The sequence below is a fragment of the Lysinibacillus sp. HST-98 genome (assembly GCF_016757845.1).
In the GTDB taxonomy this organism is placed as follows: Bacteria; Bacillota; Bacilli; order Bacillales_A; family Planococcaceae; genus Lysinibacillus; species Lysinibacillus capsici.
Map to the genome: position 1 here is coordinate 199995 of NZ_JAENHX010000007.1, position 20784 is coordinate 220778.

Annotated in this window: 19 protein-coding genes; 5 read left to right on the forward strand and 14 right to left on the reverse strand. The window is 35.5% G+C overall.

Going from position 1 to position 20784, the window contains the following annotated elements; genetic code table 11:
- Positions 1-7 precede the first annotated feature (7 nt).
- The 6 genes from JIN86_RS16575 to JIN86_RS16600 all read right to left on the reverse strand — a co-directional run bounded on the left by JIN86_RS16575 (position 8) and on the right by JIN86_RS16600 (position 8724).
- Entirely contained in the window at positions 8-2014 is a 2007-nt protein-coding gene (locus JIN86_RS16575) for a GGDEF domain-containing phosphodiesterase (protein WP_009371204.1), read from the reverse strand.
- Between the two features lie 29 nt (positions 2015-2043).
- On the reverse strand, positions 2044-4200 hold the full coding sequence (locus JIN86_RS16580; protein WP_004224608.1) for an RNA degradosome polyphosphate kinase: 2157 nt from the start codon (positions 4198-4200) through the stop codon (positions 2044-2046).
- Positions 4197-5744 carry a Ppx/GppA family phosphatase gene (locus JIN86_RS16585; RefSeq protein ID WP_202342411.1) on the reverse strand — a complete coding sequence of 516 codons (1548 nt, stop codon included), beginning with the start codon at positions 5742-5744 and terminating at the stop codon, positions 4197-4199. Before JIN86_RS16585 ends, JIN86_RS16580 begins: the two co-directional genes overlap by 4 nt.
- A 164-nt stretch (positions 5745-5908) precedes the next feature.
- Complete coding sequence (locus JIN86_RS16590; RefSeq protein WP_004224606.1) at positions 5909-6811, reverse strand: chemotaxis protein; 903 nt, start codon at positions 6809-6811, stop codon at positions 5909-5911.
- A gap of 65 nt (positions 6812-6876) precedes the next feature.
- The gene (locus tag JIN86_RS16595; protein WP_202342412.1) at positions 6877-8199 is read right to left on the reverse strand and encodes an MFS transporter; all 1323 of its coding nucleotides are present in this window, start codon (positions 8197-8199) and stop codon (positions 6877-6879) included.
- A gap of 204 nt (positions 8200-8403) precedes the next feature.
- On the reverse strand, positions 8404-8724 hold the full coding sequence (locus JIN86_RS16600) for a winged helix-turn-helix transcriptional regulator (RefSeq protein ID WP_004224602.1): 321 nt from the start codon (positions 8722-8724) through the stop codon (positions 8404-8406).
- Between the two features lie 156 nt (positions 8725-8880).
- Here JIN86_RS16600 and JIN86_RS16605 point away from each other — a divergent pair, with 156 nt between their 5' ends.
- On the forward strand, positions 8881-9273 hold the full coding sequence (locus tag JIN86_RS16605; protein WP_004224600.1) for a DoxX family protein: 393 nt from the start codon (positions 8881-8883) through the stop codon (positions 9271-9273).
- Between the two features lie 67 nt (positions 9274-9340).
- Here JIN86_RS16605 and JIN86_RS16610 read toward each other — a convergent pair whose 3' ends face one another.
- From JIN86_RS16610 to JIN86_RS16620, 3 genes are all read right to left on the reverse strand, one after another.
- Entirely contained in the window at positions 9341-10207 is an 867-nt protein-coding gene (locus JIN86_RS16610) for an NAD(P)-dependent oxidoreductase (RefSeq protein WP_202342413.1), read from the reverse strand.
- Positions 10208-10507: 300 nt separating this feature from the next.
- A complete protein-coding gene (locus JIN86_RS16615) occupies positions 10508-10684 on the reverse strand; it encodes an aspartyl-phosphate phosphatase Spo0E family protein (protein WP_004224595.1) in 177 nt (58 codons plus the stop codon).
- A gap of 92 nt (positions 10685-10776) precedes the next feature.
- On the reverse strand, positions 10777-10965 hold the full coding sequence (locus JIN86_RS16620) for a hypothetical protein (protein WP_004224587.1): 189 nt from the start codon (positions 10963-10965) through the stop codon (positions 10777-10779).
- Positions 10966-11088: 123 nt separating this feature from the next.
- Between JIN86_RS16620 and JIN86_RS16625 the strand changes: the two genes are divergently transcribed.
- The 3 genes from JIN86_RS16625 to JIN86_RS16635 all read left to right on the forward strand — a co-directional run bounded on the left by JIN86_RS16625 (position 11089) and on the right by JIN86_RS16635 (position 12728).
- A complete protein-coding gene (locus tag JIN86_RS16625; protein ID WP_004224583.1) occupies positions 11089-11277 on the forward strand; it encodes a YkvS family protein in 189 nt (62 codons plus the stop codon).
- A 79-nt stretch (positions 11278-11356) separates the two neighbouring features.
- Positions 11357-11974: a CPBP family intramembrane glutamic endopeptidase gene (locus tag JIN86_RS16630; RefSeq protein ID WP_004224581.1), complete on the forward strand. Its 618-nt coding sequence runs from the start codon at positions 11357-11359 to the stop codon at positions 11972-11974.
- 61 nt (positions 11975-12035) lie between these two features.
- Positions 12036-12728 (forward strand): hypothetical protein, encoded by a 693-nt coding sequence (locus JIN86_RS16635; RefSeq protein ID WP_048391996.1) that lies wholly within the window; start codon positions 12036-12038, stop codon positions 12726-12728.
- Between the two features lie 86 nt (positions 12729-12814).
- On the opposite strand, the gene JIN86_RS16640 is transcribed toward JIN86_RS16635, so the two are convergent.
- Positions 12815-13261, reverse strand: coding sequence for a MarR family winged helix-turn-helix transcriptional regulator (locus JIN86_RS16640; protein ID WP_004224579.1), 447 nt, complete (start codon positions 13259-13261; stop codon positions 12815-12817).
- A 122-nt stretch (positions 13262-13383) separates the two neighbouring features.
- Complete coding sequence (locus JIN86_RS16645; RefSeq protein WP_225340738.1) at positions 13384-14751, reverse strand: ATP-binding protein; 1368 nt, start codon at positions 14749-14751, stop codon at positions 13384-13386.
- A 311-nt stretch (positions 14752-15062) separates the two neighbouring features.
- On the opposite strand from JIN86_RS16645, the gene JIN86_RS16650 reads away from it, so the two are divergent.
- Positions 15063-16802 carry a B12-binding domain-containing radical SAM protein gene (locus tag JIN86_RS16650; RefSeq protein ID WP_009371859.1) on the forward strand — a complete coding sequence of 580 codons (1740 nt, stop codon included), beginning with the start codon at positions 15063-15065 and terminating at the stop codon, positions 16800-16802.
- Positions 16803-17143: 341 nt separating this feature from the next.
- Here the strand turns inward: JIN86_RS16650 and JIN86_RS16655 are convergent, their stop codons facing one another.
- From JIN86_RS16655 to JIN86_RS16665, 3 genes are all read right to left on the reverse strand, one after another.
- The gene (locus JIN86_RS16655) at positions 17144-18499 is read right to left on the reverse strand and encodes a TrkH family potassium uptake protein (protein ID WP_004224574.1); all 1356 of its coding nucleotides are present in this window, start codon (positions 18497-18499) and stop codon (positions 17144-17146) included.
- Between the two features lie 111 nt (positions 18500-18610).
- Positions 18611-19363, reverse strand: coding sequence for a TerC family protein (locus tag JIN86_RS16660; RefSeq protein ID WP_004224572.1), 753 nt, complete (start codon positions 19361-19363; stop codon positions 18611-18613).
- A gap of 324 nt (positions 19364-19687) precedes the next feature.
- Entirely contained in the window at positions 19688-20773 is a 1086-nt protein-coding gene (locus tag JIN86_RS16665) for an SDR family oxidoreductase (protein WP_202342414.1), read from the reverse strand.
- Positions 20774-20784: the final 11 nt, after the last annotated feature.

Genomic DNA, 20784 nt, shown 5'->3' on the forward strand with positions numbered 1-20784 from the left:
CCGTTTTCTAGCTTACAAAATATTGTTGTACAATCGTTTCAACTGGTAATGGTTTATTATACAAATAGCCTTGCCCTTTTTGACAACGATGGCGTTTGAGAAAATCGACTTGTATTGGTTCTTCAATCCCCTCAGCAATGACCTCTAATCCTAAATTATGAGACATCGAAATAATGGCTTTTATGATGGCTTCATTTTTGTCATCCTTTGCTATATCTGCAATAAATGACTGATCAATTTTAATAATATCAATCGGATAACGCTTGAGATAACTTAATGAGGAATAGCCTGTTCCAAAGTCATCCACAGACACATAAACACCTAATTGCTTCAGTTCTGTAAGAATCGAAAATGTTTCATGTACATTTGTCATGGAACTTTCGGTAATTTCTACTTCTAATAATTCAGGCGGTACACCATATTTCTTTAAAGTTGTTTTAATTTTTCGGGCAAAATTTTCTTTTCTAAACTGTTTTGGGGATATATTGACTGCAATCCGTACAGGACGATATCCTTTCGATTGCCATTCTTTTTGGTAACGACATACCTCATCAATAATCCAATCACCGATTTCAATAATCAACCCTGAGGCTTCCGCAATAGGAATAAATTGTGCTGGTGATACAAAACCAAATTTACGGTTATTCCATCGTAATAATGCTTCAAAGCTATTGATGCTATTATTTGCTAAATCCATTTGCGGTTGTAAATGCAGACTTAGTTCATTAAATTCAATTGCACGACGTAAATGTGCCTCCATCAATGCTTCGTTTGGAAAAATGGCCGTCATATCTTCACGGTAGTAGCGATAATGTGAACGACCATGTTCTTTAACAGAAAATAAAGCTTTATCTGCTTTCCGTACAAGTGTCTCGATATCTTTACCGTCTGCTGGGCTAAGTGAAATCCCAATCGATACGCTAATAAAATATTCCTGTCCATCTATCATAAATGGCTGTTTTAATACGTCCATAATCAAGTTTGCAGTTCGTTCAATTTTTTGAATGGTTGCATCTTTTAGCACAAAAATAAACTCATCACTATTATATCGATATAGCGAACACTTTGAGTAGCAAAGCTCCCGTAACCTATGACTAAACATGCGCATCAAATCATCTCCCTTGCTCTCGCCAAGGGATTCATTAAACTTTTTAAAACGGTCAATGTCAACTAAAATAAGAGCGGCTTGCTTATGCACTTGCTTTTTATCATTTAAATGCTGTAGCCAATGCTCCTTAAAAGCTTTTCGATTCCAAATACCTGTTAATTCATCCATTAGTGCTAGGTAATAGAATGCTTCATGATCATTCATAAATGAATTCGCATCTTTAACAAATAGGTGGACACCCACAACTTCACCATTATAATAGGTTGGATGCGTTCTTAAATAAAAGGGCTCTTTGCTTAGTAAATCACCTTTCAATAAGCATTTAGGCATGCCAAACGCTGAACCTTCGATTGTTTTGGTAAATAATAATTTAAATTCATTGAGGTATTTACTTTCTAGTAATGAAAAAATATCTAGTCCAATTAGACTGTGCTGCGCTCTCGATAGTGTAGCAGTAGCAGCAATATTTTGATGAATTATTCGACCTTGTAAATCTGTCGTTAACACTGGACTTATATGTTGTTCAATGAACTGTAAATAGGGATTTTCTTCAAATGTTGTCGCTCGAAGAATAATGGCAACGACTGATTCAGAAATGTGCTGAACATGGAGCACAAAAGTTTTCTCTTGAAACCCGTTACCTAATTTTAGAGTATGCTGTTTATTGATTTCTTCAATTAGAAATCCCGACAATTGCAGCCAGCATTGCTTAGTAAAAAAGTTCTCAGCGTTTTTGGCTGTTATATCCTCCAGCTCAATCATTGACGATAGCTTTTCATTAAATTCAACGACCTCAAACACTGTGTTATCAACTTGTCTCAAACAAATAATTGCATCAAATGGATTTAGTTGCATGAGCTGTTGATATTCTGCAAATGGCGCTACATTTTCTCTACATTTTTTCATTCTATCCCTCACTAAGTAGCGTGTTTGCTCTATTCTTCGTCTAGCGTAGGCTTTAATGCATCCTTCAAGAAAACTTCCTGGCTATTTAATGGATCTTCGCTACGATCAAACTCTTTATAATGATACTTACCATTAGAGTCTTGAATACGAGCTTTCGCAGTATCCATTAATTGTGCATTCATTATGTCAATAATACGAGTTTTTGCTTCACTTGCATATACAGGGAATAAAATTTCTACACGTTTAATCATATTGCGTGTCATCATATCTGCAGAGGATAAATATACTTTATTTTCCCCATTATGATGGAACCAATAAATACGAGAGTGTTCAAGGAAACGACCAACAATACTTGTTACGGTAATGTTTTCACTAATACCTGGGATTCCTGGTCTAATACAGCATATACCACGAATAATAAGCTCGACCTTTACACCCGCAATGGATGCCTCATAAAGCTTCATCATTAAATCTTTGTCTGTCAATGAATTCATTTTTGCACGAATAAAACCATTTCCATATTTTTTATGACAGGCAATTTCCTCATCCATTAAACGAATAAACTCATCTCGTATATCAAATGGTGCAACGACTAAATGATTAAAGGTAGGTTTTTCTGTATAGCCACTTAAGTAGTTAAAGAAATTTGTCGCATCAATGCCAAACTCTTTATCTGTCGTTATTATGCCCATATCCGTATAAATTTTTGCAGTAGCATCATTATAATTTCCGGTACCCAAATGGACAAAACGTTCAATTTTGCCGTTACGACGACTAACGACTAGCGTGATTTTTGAGTGTGTTTTTAAATTATTCATCCCATAAATCACAAGACAACCTGCTTGTTCTAATTGTTTTGCCCAGTGTACATTATTTTCTTCATCGAAACGTGCCTTTAGCTCCACTAATACCGTTACTTGTTTACCGTTTTCAGCGGCAAGCTTTAACGCTTGAATAATAGGGGAATTCCCGCTTACTCGATATAATGTCTGTTTTATAGCCAACACATTCGGGTTGACAGCGGCCTCAGAAATAAAATCAACAATAGGGGCAAAAGATTCATATGGATGATGGAAAAATATATCCTGTTGAAGTGCTTTTTCGAAAATATTTTCGTCAGACTGTAAATCTAAAGGTGGCTGTGGGATAAAGCTTTCATATTCTAAATGCTCACGACCTACTGAAATACCTTTCACAAAAGAGAACATAAACGTTAAATCCAAAGGACCATCAATATGGAATACATCGGATTCTTCTATTTCGAATTCATCTAGTAAGTATTGCAGCACTTCCTCGTTCATTTCTCCCACTCGAACTTCTAAACGGCTTCCTACTCCCCACTTTCGCTTTTTCAGCTCTTTTTCGATCTCCACGAGAAGATCTCGAGCCCCTTCTTCATGGATAGTTAAATCTGCATTTCTTGTTAAGCGGAAGGCTTGTGCTGATTTTACGCTATAGCCATAAAACAGCTTTTCAATATGCGCTACTATCACATCCTCCAATAAAACTACAACTGTCTTTCCTTCTTCGGACGGTACTTTTATATAGCGATCTAGCACAGATGGAACCTGGACAATCGCTACTCTTTCACGACTTTCAAGATCTGACTCATCCTGCTCTAACAGCACTAGTAAATTCAAAGTTTTACCAAGCAAAGTTGGGAAAGGACGATATGCATCCACTGCAACAGGTGTTAAAACAGGGAAGATAGTTTCTGCAAACATTTCATTGATAAATGATTTTTGCTTGCTATTTAAATCTTTCATGTCCGCAATATGTACATTATGTTGAGGCAGTAAATCATAGATTAAATGTCTATATACTTCAGTTTGTCGACGCACTAATGCTTGTGTGCGTTCTGCAATTTTGGCCAACTGTTCCTTCGGCGTTAAGCCAGATTTGTTTTCGGGCTTATGAAAACCAGCACGAACCTGGTCCTGTAAGCCTGCAACACGTACCATAAAAAATTCATCTAAATTGGAACTAAATATAGCTAAAAATTTTAAACGCTCAAGCAGAGGATTATTAATATCCTCTGCTTCTTCTAGCACTCGCTCATTAAAGGCAAGCCAGCTTAATTCGCGATTATTATAATATTGAGGCTTTGCAATTTCCTCTAACAATAGATTGTAGTTTTCTGAAAATTCTTCCTCATGTAGCTCGTTTTTCGTTACTTCAGTTGTCATCCATTGTTCCACCCTTCTTCAATAAAATTGATCTTCATTGGGATTTTTAATGCACGTTCTAAATGCTTTCTATGTCGATTGGCTTGATATTTTTCAGCCGCTGCATTCTTTTTTACATAAATATTAAGCTGAACATAATCTTCTTCTGTGAGCATTTCAATAGCATGTACTATATTGCGTTTTGAAACATTTAATGCATAGACAAATTTTAATAACGCTCCGAAATCTTTTATTTTACGATGTTCCTCTCGACTCATCCATGTAGCAAATGGAGCAGCAAATCGTTCGAAATAATCTTTATTTTTATAGGAGGCAAGAAGTGCTAGTTTTACTCGTTCTAAATGATTTAAACCATCAATGGACTGATTTGCAATTAAATAAAAAGTATGTTGGCTTGAAGAGCTTAATTCGATATACTCTCCTATATTAAAAACCTTCGCCGCTTTTGCTAATAAATGCAAATCTTCTGGATGATATTGCAAGTAGCCTAAATGACAACATTCACGATACAATTGGTCTGCTAAATGCATTAAATAATCTACTTCCATTTCACTCCGACCATACTGACGTGCTAATCTTCTAGCATTTCCTTCAAATACATTATATTTATCAAACGCCTGTGGATTTGTTTGCAAAATCCGTTGAATAATGAGTCCCTCACGTAAACCTCGCTTGGTCAGTTGGAAGGACTCACTACCAACTACCTCCATCAATACTCTGAATACCTCTAATGCAGGAACAATGATATCTGCGCGGTCAGATGAGAGCCCATCCAATTGTTTCAATTCCTGAAAGCTTAATTGCCCTAAAAATAAGCCTAAATCATCCAAATTTTCCTTTGTCATTTCATAACCATGAACGCTGGCAATAGGGTAATCATGCTTTTGTTGGTGTATTTGAGCAATATTCCGCGCACTACCACCAATTGCGATAATAGGTAAAGCAACATTTTTTATCCAAGGGAGTGTTTGGAACTGCTCTTTGACAAAGGCAACAAGCTCTTTTTTCTCACTACTATTAATAATTTCACCTTTTACAAAACGTTGCTTTAAAGAAACTGTCCCAAAAGGGAAACTATGTGATTGCTGAATTTCTTTATTTTCAAACAGCGTAATTTCGGTACTACCACCACCGATATCTATCGTTACGGCCGATTTCGTACCCATGGAATAAGCAACAGCAACGTAGCCAAAATAGGCTTCTTCTTCTTCTGATAAAAGCTCTATTTGGATACCAGTCCGTTCTTTCATTTCCTCAATAATTTTGTCTCGATTAGTGGCTTGTCGAATAGCAGCAGTCGCAGCAGCTATTACATCTGTTACTTCAAAATCCTCAAGCATGGCTTTAAATGTCAATAAAGTTTCTGATAACACTTGAATACCTTCGTCAGACATCTCTCCTGAGGGCTGTAAATATGTACGCAATCGTGCTACCGTCTTAATATTTCCAAGCTCACGAAGTCCCTCTTCAATATTATATTGATATAACACTAGTCGGATAGTATTGGAGCCGATATCAATAATAGCTGTTTTTAATTCATTCAAATAATCACATCCTTCAAGCATCTAGCATTTATTTTGTTCATAATATTAGGACATATACAAAAAATCGGACCCTCTTAATTAAGGCATCCGACTTTACTTTCATTTATTTATACTTGCAGGATACCCATTATTAAAATTGAGAAGTATCATGTAAGCCATGGTGATTACAGAATCAGTTGGTCAACACGCAAAATGAGCTCTGCAATCTCTGGCTTACTTATTTGATCCTCAGCCCCTACTTGATCCCCTTTATGACGAAGGTCGTCTGTAATTAGACTTGAAAAAATGATAACAGGAAGCTTTTGAAGATCGGGATGCTCTTTGATTTTTCGTGTCAAATGATGGCCATCCATTTGTGGCATTTCAATATCCGTTACCACCAATTGAATATGCTCCGCTATGTCACTGCCACTCTTCGCAATTCCCTCTAAGTATTCATAAGCATCGCGGCCATTTTCAAAGAATTCTACATTGTCATAACCAGCTTCATTCATTGTATCGAACAGTAATTTACGTAATAACGGTGAATCTTCTGCAATTAAAATTCTCTTTCCAGATCGCTCACGTTTACCGAGCTTTTTCACAGATTCCACACTAATTCCTGACGCAGGATTGATATCCACCATAATTCTTTCGAAATCTAGTAATAGAATCATTTGCTCATTCTGTTTAATCACACCGATTACTTGTGATGTACCTCCCTGATACATATCTGAAGGCTTTTCAATTTGATTCCAAGAAATTCGATGAATTTGTGTTACATTATCTACATGGAAAACGACACGTTGTTTATTAAATTCTGCTACAATATATTTTTGTTGTGGATTACGCTCAGCACCTTGAATCCCTAATACTCGTAGCATATCTACAACAGGTAATACCTCACCTCGTAATTGAATGATTCCTTCTACATGCGGGTGCGCGTGTGGGATAAACGTTACTGGGATCGGTTGAATAATTTCTTTTACTTTAATAACATTGATGCCGAATTTATTGTTAGCTACTTCAAATTCAACAATCTCTAGCTCATTTGTTCCACTTTCTAATAATATTCCTTTATGTTCCAATGCAACCCCGCTCCTTTCTCTACATCTGTTTATAATTCAATTGTATCATAGGCAATACATTTCTCCTACTTGCTATTTCCATTTTTATCATTAACTTTTAGATGTACCAATAGACCAACGACCGTCATAACGATCAACGTCGATAATGCTACACGACTAGCAATAGTACCATAATCCTTCATCCACAATGTAACAGTTCCATATATGGCTGGACCAATAATGGAGGATACTTTACCTGAAAAAGCAAACAAACCAAAAAATTGTCCACGTTTTTCGTTCGGTGATAATTCAATAATATATGTCCGAGATGTCACCCACATTGAGCCAAGTGATATACCAAATAGACTACCAGCAAGCCAGAACATCCATTGTGCTGAAGCAAAAACAGCGAATATCAAAGCAACAATCATAATAACTGCAACAATTGTAATGGCACGTTTAGCTCCTATTGATTTCGTAATATACCCAAAGGCAAGTGACCCAATGATTGTTGAGACAGTAGAGACCAAATAAAGAACGATAAATTGTCCAGAACTAAAGCCAACAATTGTTGTCGCATAAACAGCCATCATAGCAATCGTTGTCGCAATGGCATCATTTAGAAAGAAATAAGCAATCATAAAGGTAAAGATTGCTTTATATTGCTTCATATCTTTAAATGTTTGAATGATTTCTTTATAACCATCTAAAAACTTTAAGGACTTCCGTTGCGACTTTGGGATCGGCGTATCTTTATTAATTAAGAATAATGGCAATGAAAAGAGTAGATACAGAATGGCTGTTGGAATAAACGCTCGATGAAAATCGCTGTTACCAACATACAAGTAAACAAGTAATCCAAAAAGTGTACCAATATATCCGATTGCAACACCATACCCTGAAATGAGTGGCATCTCTTCTTTTGTTCCTAGATCACCCATCATAGAATCGTAAAATACTAAACTTGAATTAAAGAAAAATTTTGCTATGACAAAACTTGCAACTACCAAAAATAAACTAAGAGGCACACCAGAGTAATTGACAGTGGTTTGTACATTCGCAAATATTCCCATCATAAACGTAAACAGAATAGATATGGATGCAAACCATACAATAAATCTCTTTTTATAACCTGTGTTATCAATCCACACACCGAAAAGGGGTGAAAAGATAACGAGCAACAAGCTTGCAATGGCATTTGCATAAGATATAAAGGTGCTCGCAACTTGTTGCATCACTTCATTTGTTCCTAAAACCTCATCCATGTAAAAGGGAAAAAATATTGTATTTATATTTGAAGAAAAAATTGTATTCGCAAAATCATAAAATGCCCATGAAAGTATCGGTAATGATAAATAAATGGCTAATTGACTTCGATGTTGTACGTCTATAGCTGTACTCTTCTTCATAATACCCTCCTCTCCATTCTCTATAATAAACAATTAATTTCTCTCTGAAATAAAAAATACCTTTTTTTAAAGAAAATTAATATTATTTACAATATAACAGTAAATTCACTGAAAAATAACTGCCAAATGGTCGATAATTGAACGCTTATTTTCTGTATGAATCCAAAAAAAGGTATTCAAGCCCCTCGGTTGAATACCTTTTTATCATTCTATATTTATGGTTACCCATTCAGAGGACCAGTGCTCAATCGCTTTTAGCACAGGTGCAATAGCATAACCCTTTTCCGTCAATTCATACTCAATGACAACTGGTGTTGAGGGAATTACTGTACGTAGCACTATTTGCTCAGTCTCTAACTCCTTTAAACGTTCTGTTAATACACGACTACTAATATTCAGCTGATTTTTAATGGTCGAATACCTTTGCGGACCATCTAGTAGCTGATAAATAAGTAGCGTATTCCAACGATGATTTAATATCATGAGTGCTTTTTCAAATCGTGGACAAATATTTTTTTGATCCAAATGACTTCCCCCCTTTGTATATTAGTTCCTATTTAACAGTATATCACTTTTTTAAAAAACCTGTTCTAAAAACACATTAAGTTACTTGACAAAAGTTGTTTTTAAAAATAAACTAAGTTACGAATTGTAAGCAAAAAGAAAAGGAGTTACTTTATTATGCAAAATATTGGTTCAACAATTTTACGTATCGTTCTAGGCGTTATTTTTGCAGTGCATGGTTTTCAAAAATTTCAAGGCGGTATTAGCTATACAGCTGACTTCTTTGATAGTCTAGGTATACCAGGATTTATGGCGTATATCGTGGCAATTATTGAATTAGTTGGTGGAATCGCAATTATTTTAGGTTTAGCAACAAGAATATTTGGTGCTTTATTAACGATTACAATGATTGTAGCGATCTTTACAGCAAAGCTTAGCATCGGCTTTATCGGGGCAAATGGATTGGCTGGTTATGAATTAGATTTAGCATTAGGTGCAATAGCTCTTTACTTTGCTCTCGCAGGCGCATCCAGCTTCTCACTGGATTCTCAACTTTTCGGGAAAGAGTAAAACAAAAAAACCTGAAGGTCTCCCATTAAGGAGCCTTCAGGTTTCCTATTCATAATCGCATCGCGAATTATTTATAATACTTCAAGAGTGCTTGTGTACCATTATCACCATAGCCTGCTGCGATTAATTTCTCATACATTTCATAGGCTAATGCAAGTCCTGGTAATGTGATGCCCATTTTGTTTGACTCATCTAAAGCTATTTTCATATCCTTTACAAAATGTTTAATATAAAACCCTGGTGCAAAATCTTCTTTTATCATACGTGGGGCTAAATTGCTTAAAGACCATGATCCGGCTGCGCCTGAAGAGATCGATTGTAGTACAGTAGGTAAATCTAAACCTGCCTTTAGTCCATAAGCTAATGATTCACACACGCCAATCATACCAGAGGCAATGACAATTTGATTGCACATTTTTGCATGCTGCCCAGCTCCTGCTTCACCTTGATAAATTATATTTTCTCCAAACTGCTTCATAATTGGCAATACCTTGTCGTATGTGACCTGATCACCACCAATCATGATCGACAAAGTGCCATTTTGTGCACCAATATCCCCTCCTGAAACAGGGGCGTCTAAAGCCTCTACTCCGATGGATTGAGCATGCATATAAATTTTCTTTGCTAAAGATGGCTCTGATGTCGTCATATCAATAACAATGTTGCCTTGTTCTGCTGTTTGGAAGAGGCCATTTTCCCCAAAATATACTTCCTCTACATCTGAAGGATAACCAACCATTGTAAAGGCAATTTCATGGTTTCTAAATGCTTCAGCAGGCGAGCTTGCCCATGATGCCCCTAAAGCAACAAGAGAATCTGCTTTTTCTTGCGTACGAGTATAGACAGTAACTTCATGACCATTTTTTAATAAATGCTTAATAATACTAGCACCCATTACTCCAGTTCCAATAAATGCAATTCGTTTCTTTGTCATATGTACATGCTCCTTTGTTCTAGAATGTCTGCACTCTCCATGAGAGTCCAACTCTATATCTTTCAGTTTAGGTGAATGAATGGGATAATTCAAACTCTTCCCACAACTTGTACTAAAATTTATAGGTAGGGCATATATACCGAATAAGCAAAAAAAAAGAGCAAGTGATTGGGGGATCACTGCTCTAAAGGGGGAAATGAGAATGTTGCTGTGTTCATAGTAAGTTATTCCCCATTGAAATGCATTTTAAACATATATGTTAAAATGTTTTTTTACTCTGAATACTGGAACAATCTTTTGTTAGTCTTCTTGGTCTTTTTCTTCTTCAAATGCCATCTGTCTATAATAAGTATTCATTAACTGATCTAATCTGCGACTCAGTTGAATGGTTTTTGCATTTTGTAACCCGTTTTCTACACCTGAGCGAATCATCATCTCACGAGTTTGTTCCATTTGTTTCAAGAGTAGATTGACCATTCATACAACCCTCCACACACAAATAATCATACCATTATTATACATTTATATTTCATTTCTTACAGCATTAACTTACGACAATGTTCGACAAATTAACTTCTTGGTATTTCAGTATAAGTGTAGATAATTCGCCCATTTTGCTTGGCCTCACCTCTAAAATGTTTAAATAATGGGTGTTTTACAAGTATTTCTCTAAATTCATAAAATTCTTCCTTTTGAATTTCAATACTTTCTCTTTCCCCATTTTGTAATTGTTTAAGCATATTTTCGTATTTTTCCATGAACTTTATTCCTCTCTTTTCCTCATTTGTGTAATAAATTATGAATTATTTAAAAAAAGCTTTACGTTTACCAATTTTTCATGCAAACTGTATATTATTAGTCGATGAAGGAGCTGACTGTCTGTGAAAATAGCTGAAGTTGGAAATATTATCGAGTTTAAAAATGGTCTCCAAGGTATTGTAGAAAAGGTAAATGAAAATTCGGTGATCGTTAATTTAACATATATGGAGAATTTTGATTCCCTTGAAATTGAAGAAAAAACGGTCGTCAATCATAAACGATATAAAATCTTATATACTAATGAAGCTTAATAGTCTGAATAGTCCCTATTTGTCTTAATAGATGATAAGGGACTATTTTTTTGATAAGATTAAGGTATGGAGGTCGAATATGCTAACAAATTCGAAACAAACAATACTATTTCTCCTTTCTTTATTATTCGTTTATGGCATGCTTGCTTTTACCTTTGCTAACCAAGCTGTATTTTGGTACATGTATGCATTCACTCTACTAGTATGTATTGCCATTGCCATCTTAGCTGGCTCCATTGAAGATCAATTACCTACATGGCAATTTTTACTCTTTGGTATTGGATACGGTACCATCACATATGGTATTATTCGCTTTGGTTACTGGCTCGCTCCATATATTAATAATAACTTAGTACAATCCGTTCAAAAATTTTTAGCAAGCTACGGACCACAAAATATCTGGCACTATGTTTTACTCGTATTTATCGTTGCTATAGGTGAAGAATTATTTTGGCGTGGTTATATCCAACAACAGTTAAAACGTTTTATGCGCCCACCGCTGGCTGTCATAGTTACCGCAGTATTATGTGCTGTATCAATTGCCCTTAGCGGATTTATGCTTGGTGTCATTGCTGCATTGGTAACAAGCATTATTTGGGGCTTCTTATATGAATGGCGTAAAAGTATGCCACTTGTTATTGTAGCTCATGTCGTTTTTGTACTATTATTATTTTTAGTGTTACCTTTAACATCATAACATTAATATTTGGAAACATTTTATCTTTACTTACGTTTAATTTAGAAAAGGAGGGTTTTTTATGCAAAAAAAATTAGTTTCTATTCTTGCATTATTACTAACAGCCGTATTAGTTGTAGGTTGTAATACATCTGATAAAACAGGGGATTCAGATGCTCAGCAAAATGAGCCATCAAATACTGCTGCCGATCAAAAACCATCTGGAGATGATACAGCAGGTGAATCAAATGAGGAAGAAGAAGATACACCTGCATCAAATGATACAAATACAGAGGATGCTTCTAAACAGCCTCAACAAGATGTAAAATACGTCCAAAATGGTGTAGATAAAACAGAAAAGGCAACTGAATCTGCAAGTGTTGATCAAAGCTATAAACTACAACAACTTCCTGGATTTACACTGACACAAGAAGAGCCTGGTAAAGACATGTTAGTGTCCAATGATGATGACGAAGTGTTTATGCGTATTGAAACAATTGAAGCTTCACAATCGAGCTTTGAAGAAGTAAAAACAACTATGCAAGATTATATGAACGCAGTGGGTGAAACAGTCGCTCTAACTGCTGAGGAATTAGCAGCATTCAAAGATGTTCAAAATATCGAGGGTTATGTTGTGGACTTCGACACTGAGAAAGTAATTGGGGTTGTCCTTGAGAAAGATGGTCTCATTACAAAATTAACTATTCATGATAATGATGAACAAGATTTAACAGATGCTATGCTTAATATGGCAGCAACTATATCTAAAAAATAATAAAATGATAAGGGCGATAGACATAGTCTATCGTCCTTCTATTTGATCATAAAAAAAAGTTGTCTCAAATCAATGAGACAACTTTTTTAATAAGATAGGTCCTTTATAGAAAGACCAATTTTCTTCAATAACGTAATAGCTTGTTCTTTTTCTTCTGGAGATAGTACACTCATTAATTCATGCAAATGCTGTTCGTGTTTTGGGAACAGCTCTCCCATAAAAGCTTCACCTTCAGGGGTGATTTCTGCATACGTAACACGACGATCAGCAGGACAAGATACTCGTAATAAGTAACCTCTCTTCTCCAGCTTATCAATGACATACGTAATAGACCCACTGGCTAACAAAATTTTATTGCCAATTTGCTGTAATGGCTGTCTTCCTTTATGATAGAGAAGTTCTAGAACAGCAAATTCAGTTGGGTTTAAACCATTATCCTGAAATAACTGATGTGTTGTTTCATTAATTGCTTTTAGTGCACGTGATAATACAATATATAATTTTAAAGATTGTTTTAGATCTTCTGACGGCATATTCTTTTCCTCTCACTTCGCTCTTTATACATGACATTATAGCGACATTAGAAAAGCATTGTCAAAAGCAATATATGATTTAGAAGTTTTTGTTGTTCATTATGCAACCATTTTTACTTTCTTTATGTTACTAAATAAGCAGAATCTTTTGTGGATACTTCCATTGTATCCATCTGATTAAACGTGTAAATTGGAAACTGCAGATGGAAGCATGTCCCCTTCTGTAGTTCACTACTAACGCCTATTACTCCTTCATGTTCTTCAATCACTTTTTTCACGAAAGCAAGGCCCAGTCCTGTCCCTGTTGATTTTGTCGTGTAAAAAGGCTGGAATAGGTTTTGAAGTGTCGTGCTGTCCATGCCAACACCTTCATCTTTTATCATAAGTTCGACAATCGCACAGTCGTTTGTTGCCATTTCGACGGTAATCGTACCACCATTATTCATGGATTCCATCGCATTTTTAATTAAATTCATCAGCACTTGCTTTAGTCGATTCTCGTTGCCGCCAATATAGACTTGATTAGAGGTTGAAATATACTGAATCATAATATTTTTCATGAGTGCATCTGGTAGCATAAACTCAATGACTTGCTTTACAATATGATCCAGTTCTAATAATTCCACTTTCATTGTTGTTGGCTTAGACAACACTAATAATTCGGATAAAATTTGTTCCATCCGTTGAAGCTCACTGTCAATAACAGAGAGATACATGCGTGATTCATCATCAGCATTTAATTTTAGTAATTCTGTAAAACCCTTTAAAGAAGTTAATGGGTTACGAATTTCATGAGCAATGCTCGCTGCCATCTGTCCCACAACGTTTAATGCTTGCTGATGCTCAACTTTATGCTGAAGTTGCTTTTTCTCTGTTTCATCATTAATAACAGTGACAATAATATTATTGTATTCATCAAAAATACTTGAAATTTCATAATAGCAAGTTCTGCTCACTTGTGTTTCATCGACTACATGAATGCTTGCATGTTTTTCACCCATTAACTTAGAAAGATAGGTTGTAATTTGCCCTTTTTTCAATGTAAATGAATCGAATATATGCTGATGCGCTTTATGAAGAAGTTGTGAATTTTCAACTTTCAGAAACATTTCGGCATATTTATTTAGCCCAAGAATAATACCACTAGCGTCACTAACAATAACAGCATAAGGTAAGTAATCGTAGGCATTAAATGATTGCGCTCTCTCATGTGCTTGGCTAACATATAACTTATGGGCAACATCATCATTTAATGTTGAAATTTGCGCAACAATTTCCTCTGTGTTGGGATCGTAAAAACATTTGAAAGATAACATTTCGTATTCATTTCCAACTGTGCGAATATTGAAAATTTCCTCTGAACGCAAATCATTTTGTAACTGTTTGACGAACTTAGTCCATTTAAAATTAGATGGCTCGTCCATAGCTAAATAGCCAATATAGGTTAAATTAAGATTGAAAAGATTGATAGCAGCCTCATTGACGTTCAAAATTTTCCCTGCTTTATTGAGTATAAGTGTTGGTGACGAAGTACTTTTCATAAGATTTCCAAAACATTGATTAATATCATTTTGCTTCAACTTTCTCACCGAACCTTTCAAAAGAGTAAAAAACCTCTAAAATCGAATTTTGAGCCTTTACTATACTTTATGACAGCACGATTCTATTATTACAAAATTTAGTAAATTTAAGTATTTTAAATTATTTCACGAACCGTTTACAAAATAAATAGGTAAAAAGAATTATATTGTATGTCAGATACTTGACTGATACAATAGGATGTTGAAAGGAAGATTATTGCATGAATACTATTTTAACTACTTTGAATGCAAAGTATATTCACACAAATTTAGCATTGCGCTATTTAAAAGGCGCAGCTTTACCGGAGTTTAATCCAATTATAGCAGAGTATACTATTAAAGACCCTGCTTTTAATATTGTATCAGATTTATTCCAAAAAAAACCTGATATCGTTGGATTTAGTTGCTATATCTGGAACATCGAAGAAACAATTCACGTTATCAAGATGTTAAAAACTGTCTGTCCAAATGTTAAAATTCTGCTCGGGGGACCTGAGGTTTCTTATGATTGTCACCATTGGTTACGTCGAATACCTGAGGTAGACTTCATTGTGATGGGTGAAGGAGAAACATCATTTAAGCAATTACTGCGCTATTTCCACGGTGAAATATTGTTAGAAGATGTTCCTGGTATTTGTTATTTAGAGGACGAGAAAGTCAAGATTCACGCTATGCCACCTAAAATTGATTTGCGCGAATTACCAAGTCCTTTTCGTTTTGAGGAGGATCTTCCCTACCTAGGTAAGCGAATTCAATATATCGAAACAAGCCGAGGCTGCCCATTTAGCTGCCAATTTTGTTTATCTTCTATTGAAGTTGGCGTCCGATACTTTAACCGTGAAAAAATAAAAGAGGATATTCGTTTCTTAATGGATAACGGAGCTCGAACAATTAAATTTGTGGATCGTACCTTCAACATCAGTCGTAGCTACGCAATGGAAATGTTCCAATTTTTAATTGATGAACACAAACCAGGTGTTGTATTCCAGTTTGAAATCACGGCTGATATAATGCGCCCTGAAGTCATTCAATTCTTAAATGATAATGCACCAAAAGGTTTGTTCCGATTCGAAATAGGTGTTCAATCTACGAACGATTTAACAAATACTCTTGTAAAACGTCGTCAAAACTTTGAAAAACTAAAGCGAACAGTAACTATGGTGAAAGATGGCGGAAAAATAGATCAACATTTAGATTTAATTGCTGGTTTACCAGAAGAAGATTATGCTAGTTTTCGCCAAACATTTAATGACGTTTTTGCAATGCGGCCAGAGGAATTACAGCTTGGATTTTTGAAACTTTTACGCGGCACAGGACTTCGATTAGAAGCCGAAAAGTTTGGCTATACCTATGTGGATCTATCTCCTTACGAAATCTTTTCAAATAATGTTCTATCATTTGAAGATATCGTTCGCATTAAACATGCAGAGGATGTTCTTGAAAAGTATTGGAATGATCACCGTATGGATCATACGATTGAATACTTGGTTACAGAGGTCTTTGATACACCATTTGATTTCTTCCAAAACTTCGGAACATATTGGGAAACAAAAGGTTGGTCTCGTATTGGCCATCAGCTAGAGGATTTATTCCGTCGTTTATTAATGTTTTTAGAAACGGTTGATGATGTGAATTTAAACATTGTCCAGAGTTTAATGCAGCTTGATTACTTAATGGCTCAGCAGTTCCAACCACGGAAGCTATGGTGGAATGAGCGTCCTACAGAAGAGCAACAAAAAGCCCTTTATCACGCTTTACGAGAAGATCCAGCTATCGCAGGTGAGGAATTTGCTAACTTTAAGTTAACTGAAAAAGAGTTGTTTAAGCATACCTTGATTATCCCTCATGCTCTTGACTACCAAGAGTTTGCAAATGGCAAAATTGTACAAAAAAATGGCTATCTGTTAACCTATTTCCGACATGGTCAAGCACCTTACTTTGCAACAATCTACTCTAACTAATAAGAAACGCTAGTCCTGTCATAACTATCAGGACTAGCTTTTTTTTATTACTTAAACGATTCTTAAATCCTCATAGTAACAATAAATACTGCTAAATTTATTCTTTCTTCGCTACATTGTTCGGTTAGTTAAGTACTCATAGCCAGCCTTACTAATATAGGTCAAATTTCTCAAAAAAAGATTGGCAGAACTTTGTAAAAAATACCCAAAAAACAATCTATCCAATCAGGAAATAAAAGTTTAAATTTTTTGAATATTTTATGACAAGATAATAATTTCTTACTTTTATATGAGGTATACGATGGAATTTTCCTTACTTAATGCCTCACATACTTTAAAATTTAACCAATAATTACTCGCTCCTTCGGATAGTGGAAGCCTGATTTCTTTCCTCTTCCGCCACCTCCAAGAGTATAAAGGAATGAGATTAATCCAACTCGACCAATAAACATTAAAATAATGATAATGATTTTACCAACCACTGATAAATCAGAGGTTATGCCTAACGACATACCACATGTTCCGAACGCTGAGGTAATTTCAAAAATAATTTGAATAAGTGATGCATGTGGCTCTGTTATAAGCAAGATAAGGGTTGCAACTAATACCATGAAAAAGGCTAATAAAATGACAACAAATGATCGGAAGACATCAATCAAATGAATTTCTCGTCCAAATACTTGAATATCCTCTCTTCCTCTAGCAAAGGTAATTAAGAATAAAATGGCCAAGGCAAAAGTTGTGGTACGAATACCTCCACCAACTGAGCTTGGGGAAGAGCCAATGAACATTAGGAAGCTCATGAAAATATCTGTAGCTTCACTAAAAGTCGTGACATCGTAAGTAGTCAGTCCAGCTGATCTCGTTGATACAGAATGGAACATTGCTGAAAATAATGCCTCATGCCAAGACATTTCCTTAAAAGAATGAAATGATTCAAGGAGTAAAATGACAAGCGCACCAACTATAAATAAAATGGCGTATGTTGAAGTAGTAATTTTAGTAAATAAACTAAAACGGAAATTCTCGCGTCGATTAAGCAAAAAAGTCTTCAATTCAATTAATACTGGAAATCCGATAGCACCTAATACAATCAGTACCATGGTAACCATCTGTACAAAATAATCATTATGGAATGGGAGTAAGCTCATTCCCGTTATATCGAATCCTCCATTTGTCGTAGCAGAAATAGAGGCAAAAATTCCATGTAAAAAGGCTTCTTCTAAGGTATCAAAATAATTGGTAAAATGTAGCGTTAAAATAATGGTACCCGTTAATTCAATGCCAAATAAAATTTTTAAAATTTCGCGGATTAACTTAACTACACCAGAGACACTGTACTGGTTATGATCAATCATGATTAACTGACGCTCACGCATGCCTATTTTTTTCCCAACAAGCAGCCACACAAAGGTACCAAGTGACATAATACCAATGGCACCTAACTGTAAAATAACAAGAATCATTACAAGCCCAAAGGTAGTATAGGTTTCCGATATATTAATCGTTGTTAGCCCAGTAACACTTACTGCACTTACTGCTGTAAACAAGCTATCTAAAAAAGAGACTTTTACACCTTCTTGATGCACGCCTGGAAGCCGTAATAACAGGAAGGAAATCGCTATCGCTATAAAATAATAAGAAACAAGTACCTGAAATGGTGTGACTAGTTTATTTGATGATTTTTTCCAAGGCACTTTAACAACTCCTCCCACATATGATGCCCAACTAGATAGATTATAGTATAGAAAAAATATATAAAAAAAGAAAGAGGAATAGTGATAACTATTCCTCCAACGTTCATATACTTATTTTTTCTTTCTTACACCGACTAAATAGCCGACAAAAGCAATACCAACTAGGACAATCCAGAATGTTAACTCCCATGCCGTGGAATGTGGAAATTCTTTAGGCAATATCCCCACCTTCTCATGTGCCAATGTTAAGACAACTAGCTTCACACCTACCCAGCCAACGATAAGAAATGCCGCTGTTTCAAGTGAAGGGTAATCATTTAATATTTTTACAAACCATTGGGCAGCAAACCGCATCATAATGACACCAATAAATCCGCCAAGGAGCATTACAATGAACTGACCGCCATTGATGCCACCAATATCAAATTCACCTAAGTGTGGCAAAGTTACAGCAATTGCAACGGCTGCTAGCATCGAATCAATAGCAAATGCTATATCGGCTGCCTCTACCTTTAGTACTGTTAACCAGAAACCAGAACCTTTTTTCCCAGCATTTTCAGTTGCTTCTTCTTCATCTTTATGTTTCCGTAAATCATATATATTTTTCGCAGACATAAACAATAGATAAGCTGCACCGACCGCTTGTATTTGCCAATAATTTACTAAAACTGTAATAACAAATAATGCGGAAAATCGGAATATCAATGCTCCAAATAGTCCATAAAATAACGCCTTTTTTTGCTGCTCTTGTGGTAAATGCTTCACCATAACAGCCATTACTACCGCGTTATCAGCTGCAAGTAATCCCTCTAATACAACAAGGACAATTAACACCCAGCCATATTGTAATAAAATCGCTTCCATTCTAGTGCCTCCTCTAAGCTCTCTATACCCTCAATGACCCTGTCATCCAAGTATAAAAGAAAAAAACCCCTGCCCTAATTCAGGCAAAGGTCTCGCTAAGTAAATTCGTACCCTTTCTATTTATGGTACTTCAATCTACACGTTATACGTATAGAGCCATTCACTATCACACCCGATGGTTGTACCATGTATTGACGAATGTGAAACCAGGTAAAGTTAATTGCCTGTTAGCTACTCCCCTTTGACAAATTGTCGAAGGTATCTTCTTTCAAATATTATAGCACTATCATTTACAGCTGACAAAAATATCTATATGTTTTTTCGTTACTTAATCTGAATTTGATAGCTCTTCTCTTCCTTATGTGCTAAATAAAACTCAATCATTTTTGGCATCGTCTGTATAAAATCAGGGCATGTAATACCCCCTTTTTGTAAGATATGATGTGCTTCAGTCGCATCAAATGAGGCATTCCATGTTAAATAATCTAATGTTTCTTGTTCAACACCTAATTTTTTTCGAACAAATGGAATCTGCAATGATAGCTTAGCCAATATAAATGGTAAACGTCCTTTTGGATAAGAATTTGTAACTAGTTTCACCATTGTACGGTATACCTCCTGTACAGGGTGAGGATTAGGATCAGTTAAATGAAGTGTCTTCCCTTCTGCACTCTGTTCATTAACCAGAAAAGTAGAAGCATTTATAATATAATCAACTGGCACTACATTAATCGTCGATGTAGTTTTACCAATATAAGGAATAAAAGGTAAACCCTTCAAACGTTCAACTAAGTTTAAAATGAAATAAGGACCATCAAATTTAATGGTTTCACCAGTTTGGGAATGACCACGCACAATTCCAGGTCTAATTATTGTCAACGGTATTTCCGATTTTAAATCTTCTACTCGGTGCTCAGCCTCATATTTTGTTTCCTCATAGTGGTTTTTAAATGCCCTTGGTCGAATTAATTCATTTTCACGCAGTACGCCCTCACGTGTACCAGCCACATAGGCAGTGCTGAAATACATATACCGCTGTAAATTTGGTAAGGTGCGAACAAAATCATTAACCATAGTTGTACCATGAACATTTACCTTCCAAGCAATATCACGTGGCACAGCTAAATCATAGATAGCAGCTAAATGCCAAAGCACTTCAATTTGCGGTACAATTTCTTTGATGGTTTGATTTTCTAATCCAAGGTTTGGTAGTGTAATATCGCCTTCCACGATTCGAATCGAACAGTCAGGAAAATCCTCTAATATTTTGTTTTTTTCTTTATGTGCCTTTATGGCTTCACCTGCCAATACGATTGCAATTACTTGTTGTGCTTGTTTCTTTTGAAATAATGCTCGAATTAGTTGACTTGAAATAAAACCAGGAAAACCTGTAAAAAAATGAACCTTCATCTCCCATTCCC

What these genes read in the sequence shown, in the direction of transcription:
- JIN86_RS16575 (WP_009371204.1), bottom strand. Translation starts at nt 2,014, where the DNA reads ATGAAAAAATGTAGAGAAAATGTAGCGCCATTTGCAGAATATCAACAG.
- JIN86_RS16580 (WP_004224608.1), bottom strand. Translation starts at nt 4,200, where the DNA reads ATGACAACTGAAGTAACGAAAAACGAGCTACATGAGGAAGAATTTTCA.
- JIN86_RS16595 (WP_202342412.1), bottom strand. Translation starts at nt 8,199, where the DNA reads ATGAAGAAGAGTACAGCTATAGACGTACAACATCGAAGTCAATTAGCC.
- JIN86_RS16605 (WP_004224600.1), top strand. Translation starts at nt 8,881, where the DNA reads ATGCAAAATATTGGTTCAACAATTTTACGTATCGTTCTAGGCGTTATT.
- JIN86_RS16610 (WP_202342413.1), bottom strand. Translation starts at nt 10,207, where the DNA reads ATGACAAAGAAACGAATTGCATTTATTGGAACTGGAGTAATGGGTGCT.
- JIN86_RS16615 (WP_004224595.1), bottom strand. Translation starts at nt 10,684, where the DNA reads ATGGTCAATCTACTCTTGAAACAAATGGAACAAACTCGTGAGATGATG.
- JIN86_RS16620 (WP_004224587.1), bottom strand. Translation starts at nt 10,965, where the DNA reads ATGGAAAAATACGAAAATATGCTTAAACAATTACAAAATGGGGAAAGA.
- JIN86_RS16630 (WP_004224581.1), top strand. Translation starts at nt 11,357, where the DNA reads ATGCTAACAAATTCGAAACAAACAATACTATTTCTCCTTTCTTTATTA.
- JIN86_RS16635 (WP_048391996.1), top strand. Translation starts at nt 12,036, where the DNA reads ATGCAAAAAAAATTAGTTTCTATTCTTGCATTATTACTAACAGCCGTA.
- JIN86_RS16640 (WP_004224579.1), bottom strand. Translation starts at nt 13,261, where the DNA reads ATGCCGTCAGAAGATCTAAAACAATCTTTAAAATTATATATTGTATTA.
- JIN86_RS16650 (WP_009371859.1), top strand. Translation starts at nt 15,063, where the DNA reads ATGAATACTATTTTAACTACTTTGAATGCAAAGTATATTCACACAAAT.
- JIN86_RS16660 (WP_004224572.1), bottom strand. Translation starts at nt 19,363, where the DNA reads ATGGAAGCGATTTTATTACAATATGGCTGGGTGTTAATTGTCCTTGTT.
- JIN86_RS16665 (WP_202342414.1), bottom strand. Translation starts at nt 20,773, where the DNA reads ATGAAGGTTCATTTTTTTACAGGTTTTCCTGGTTTTATTTCAAGTCAA.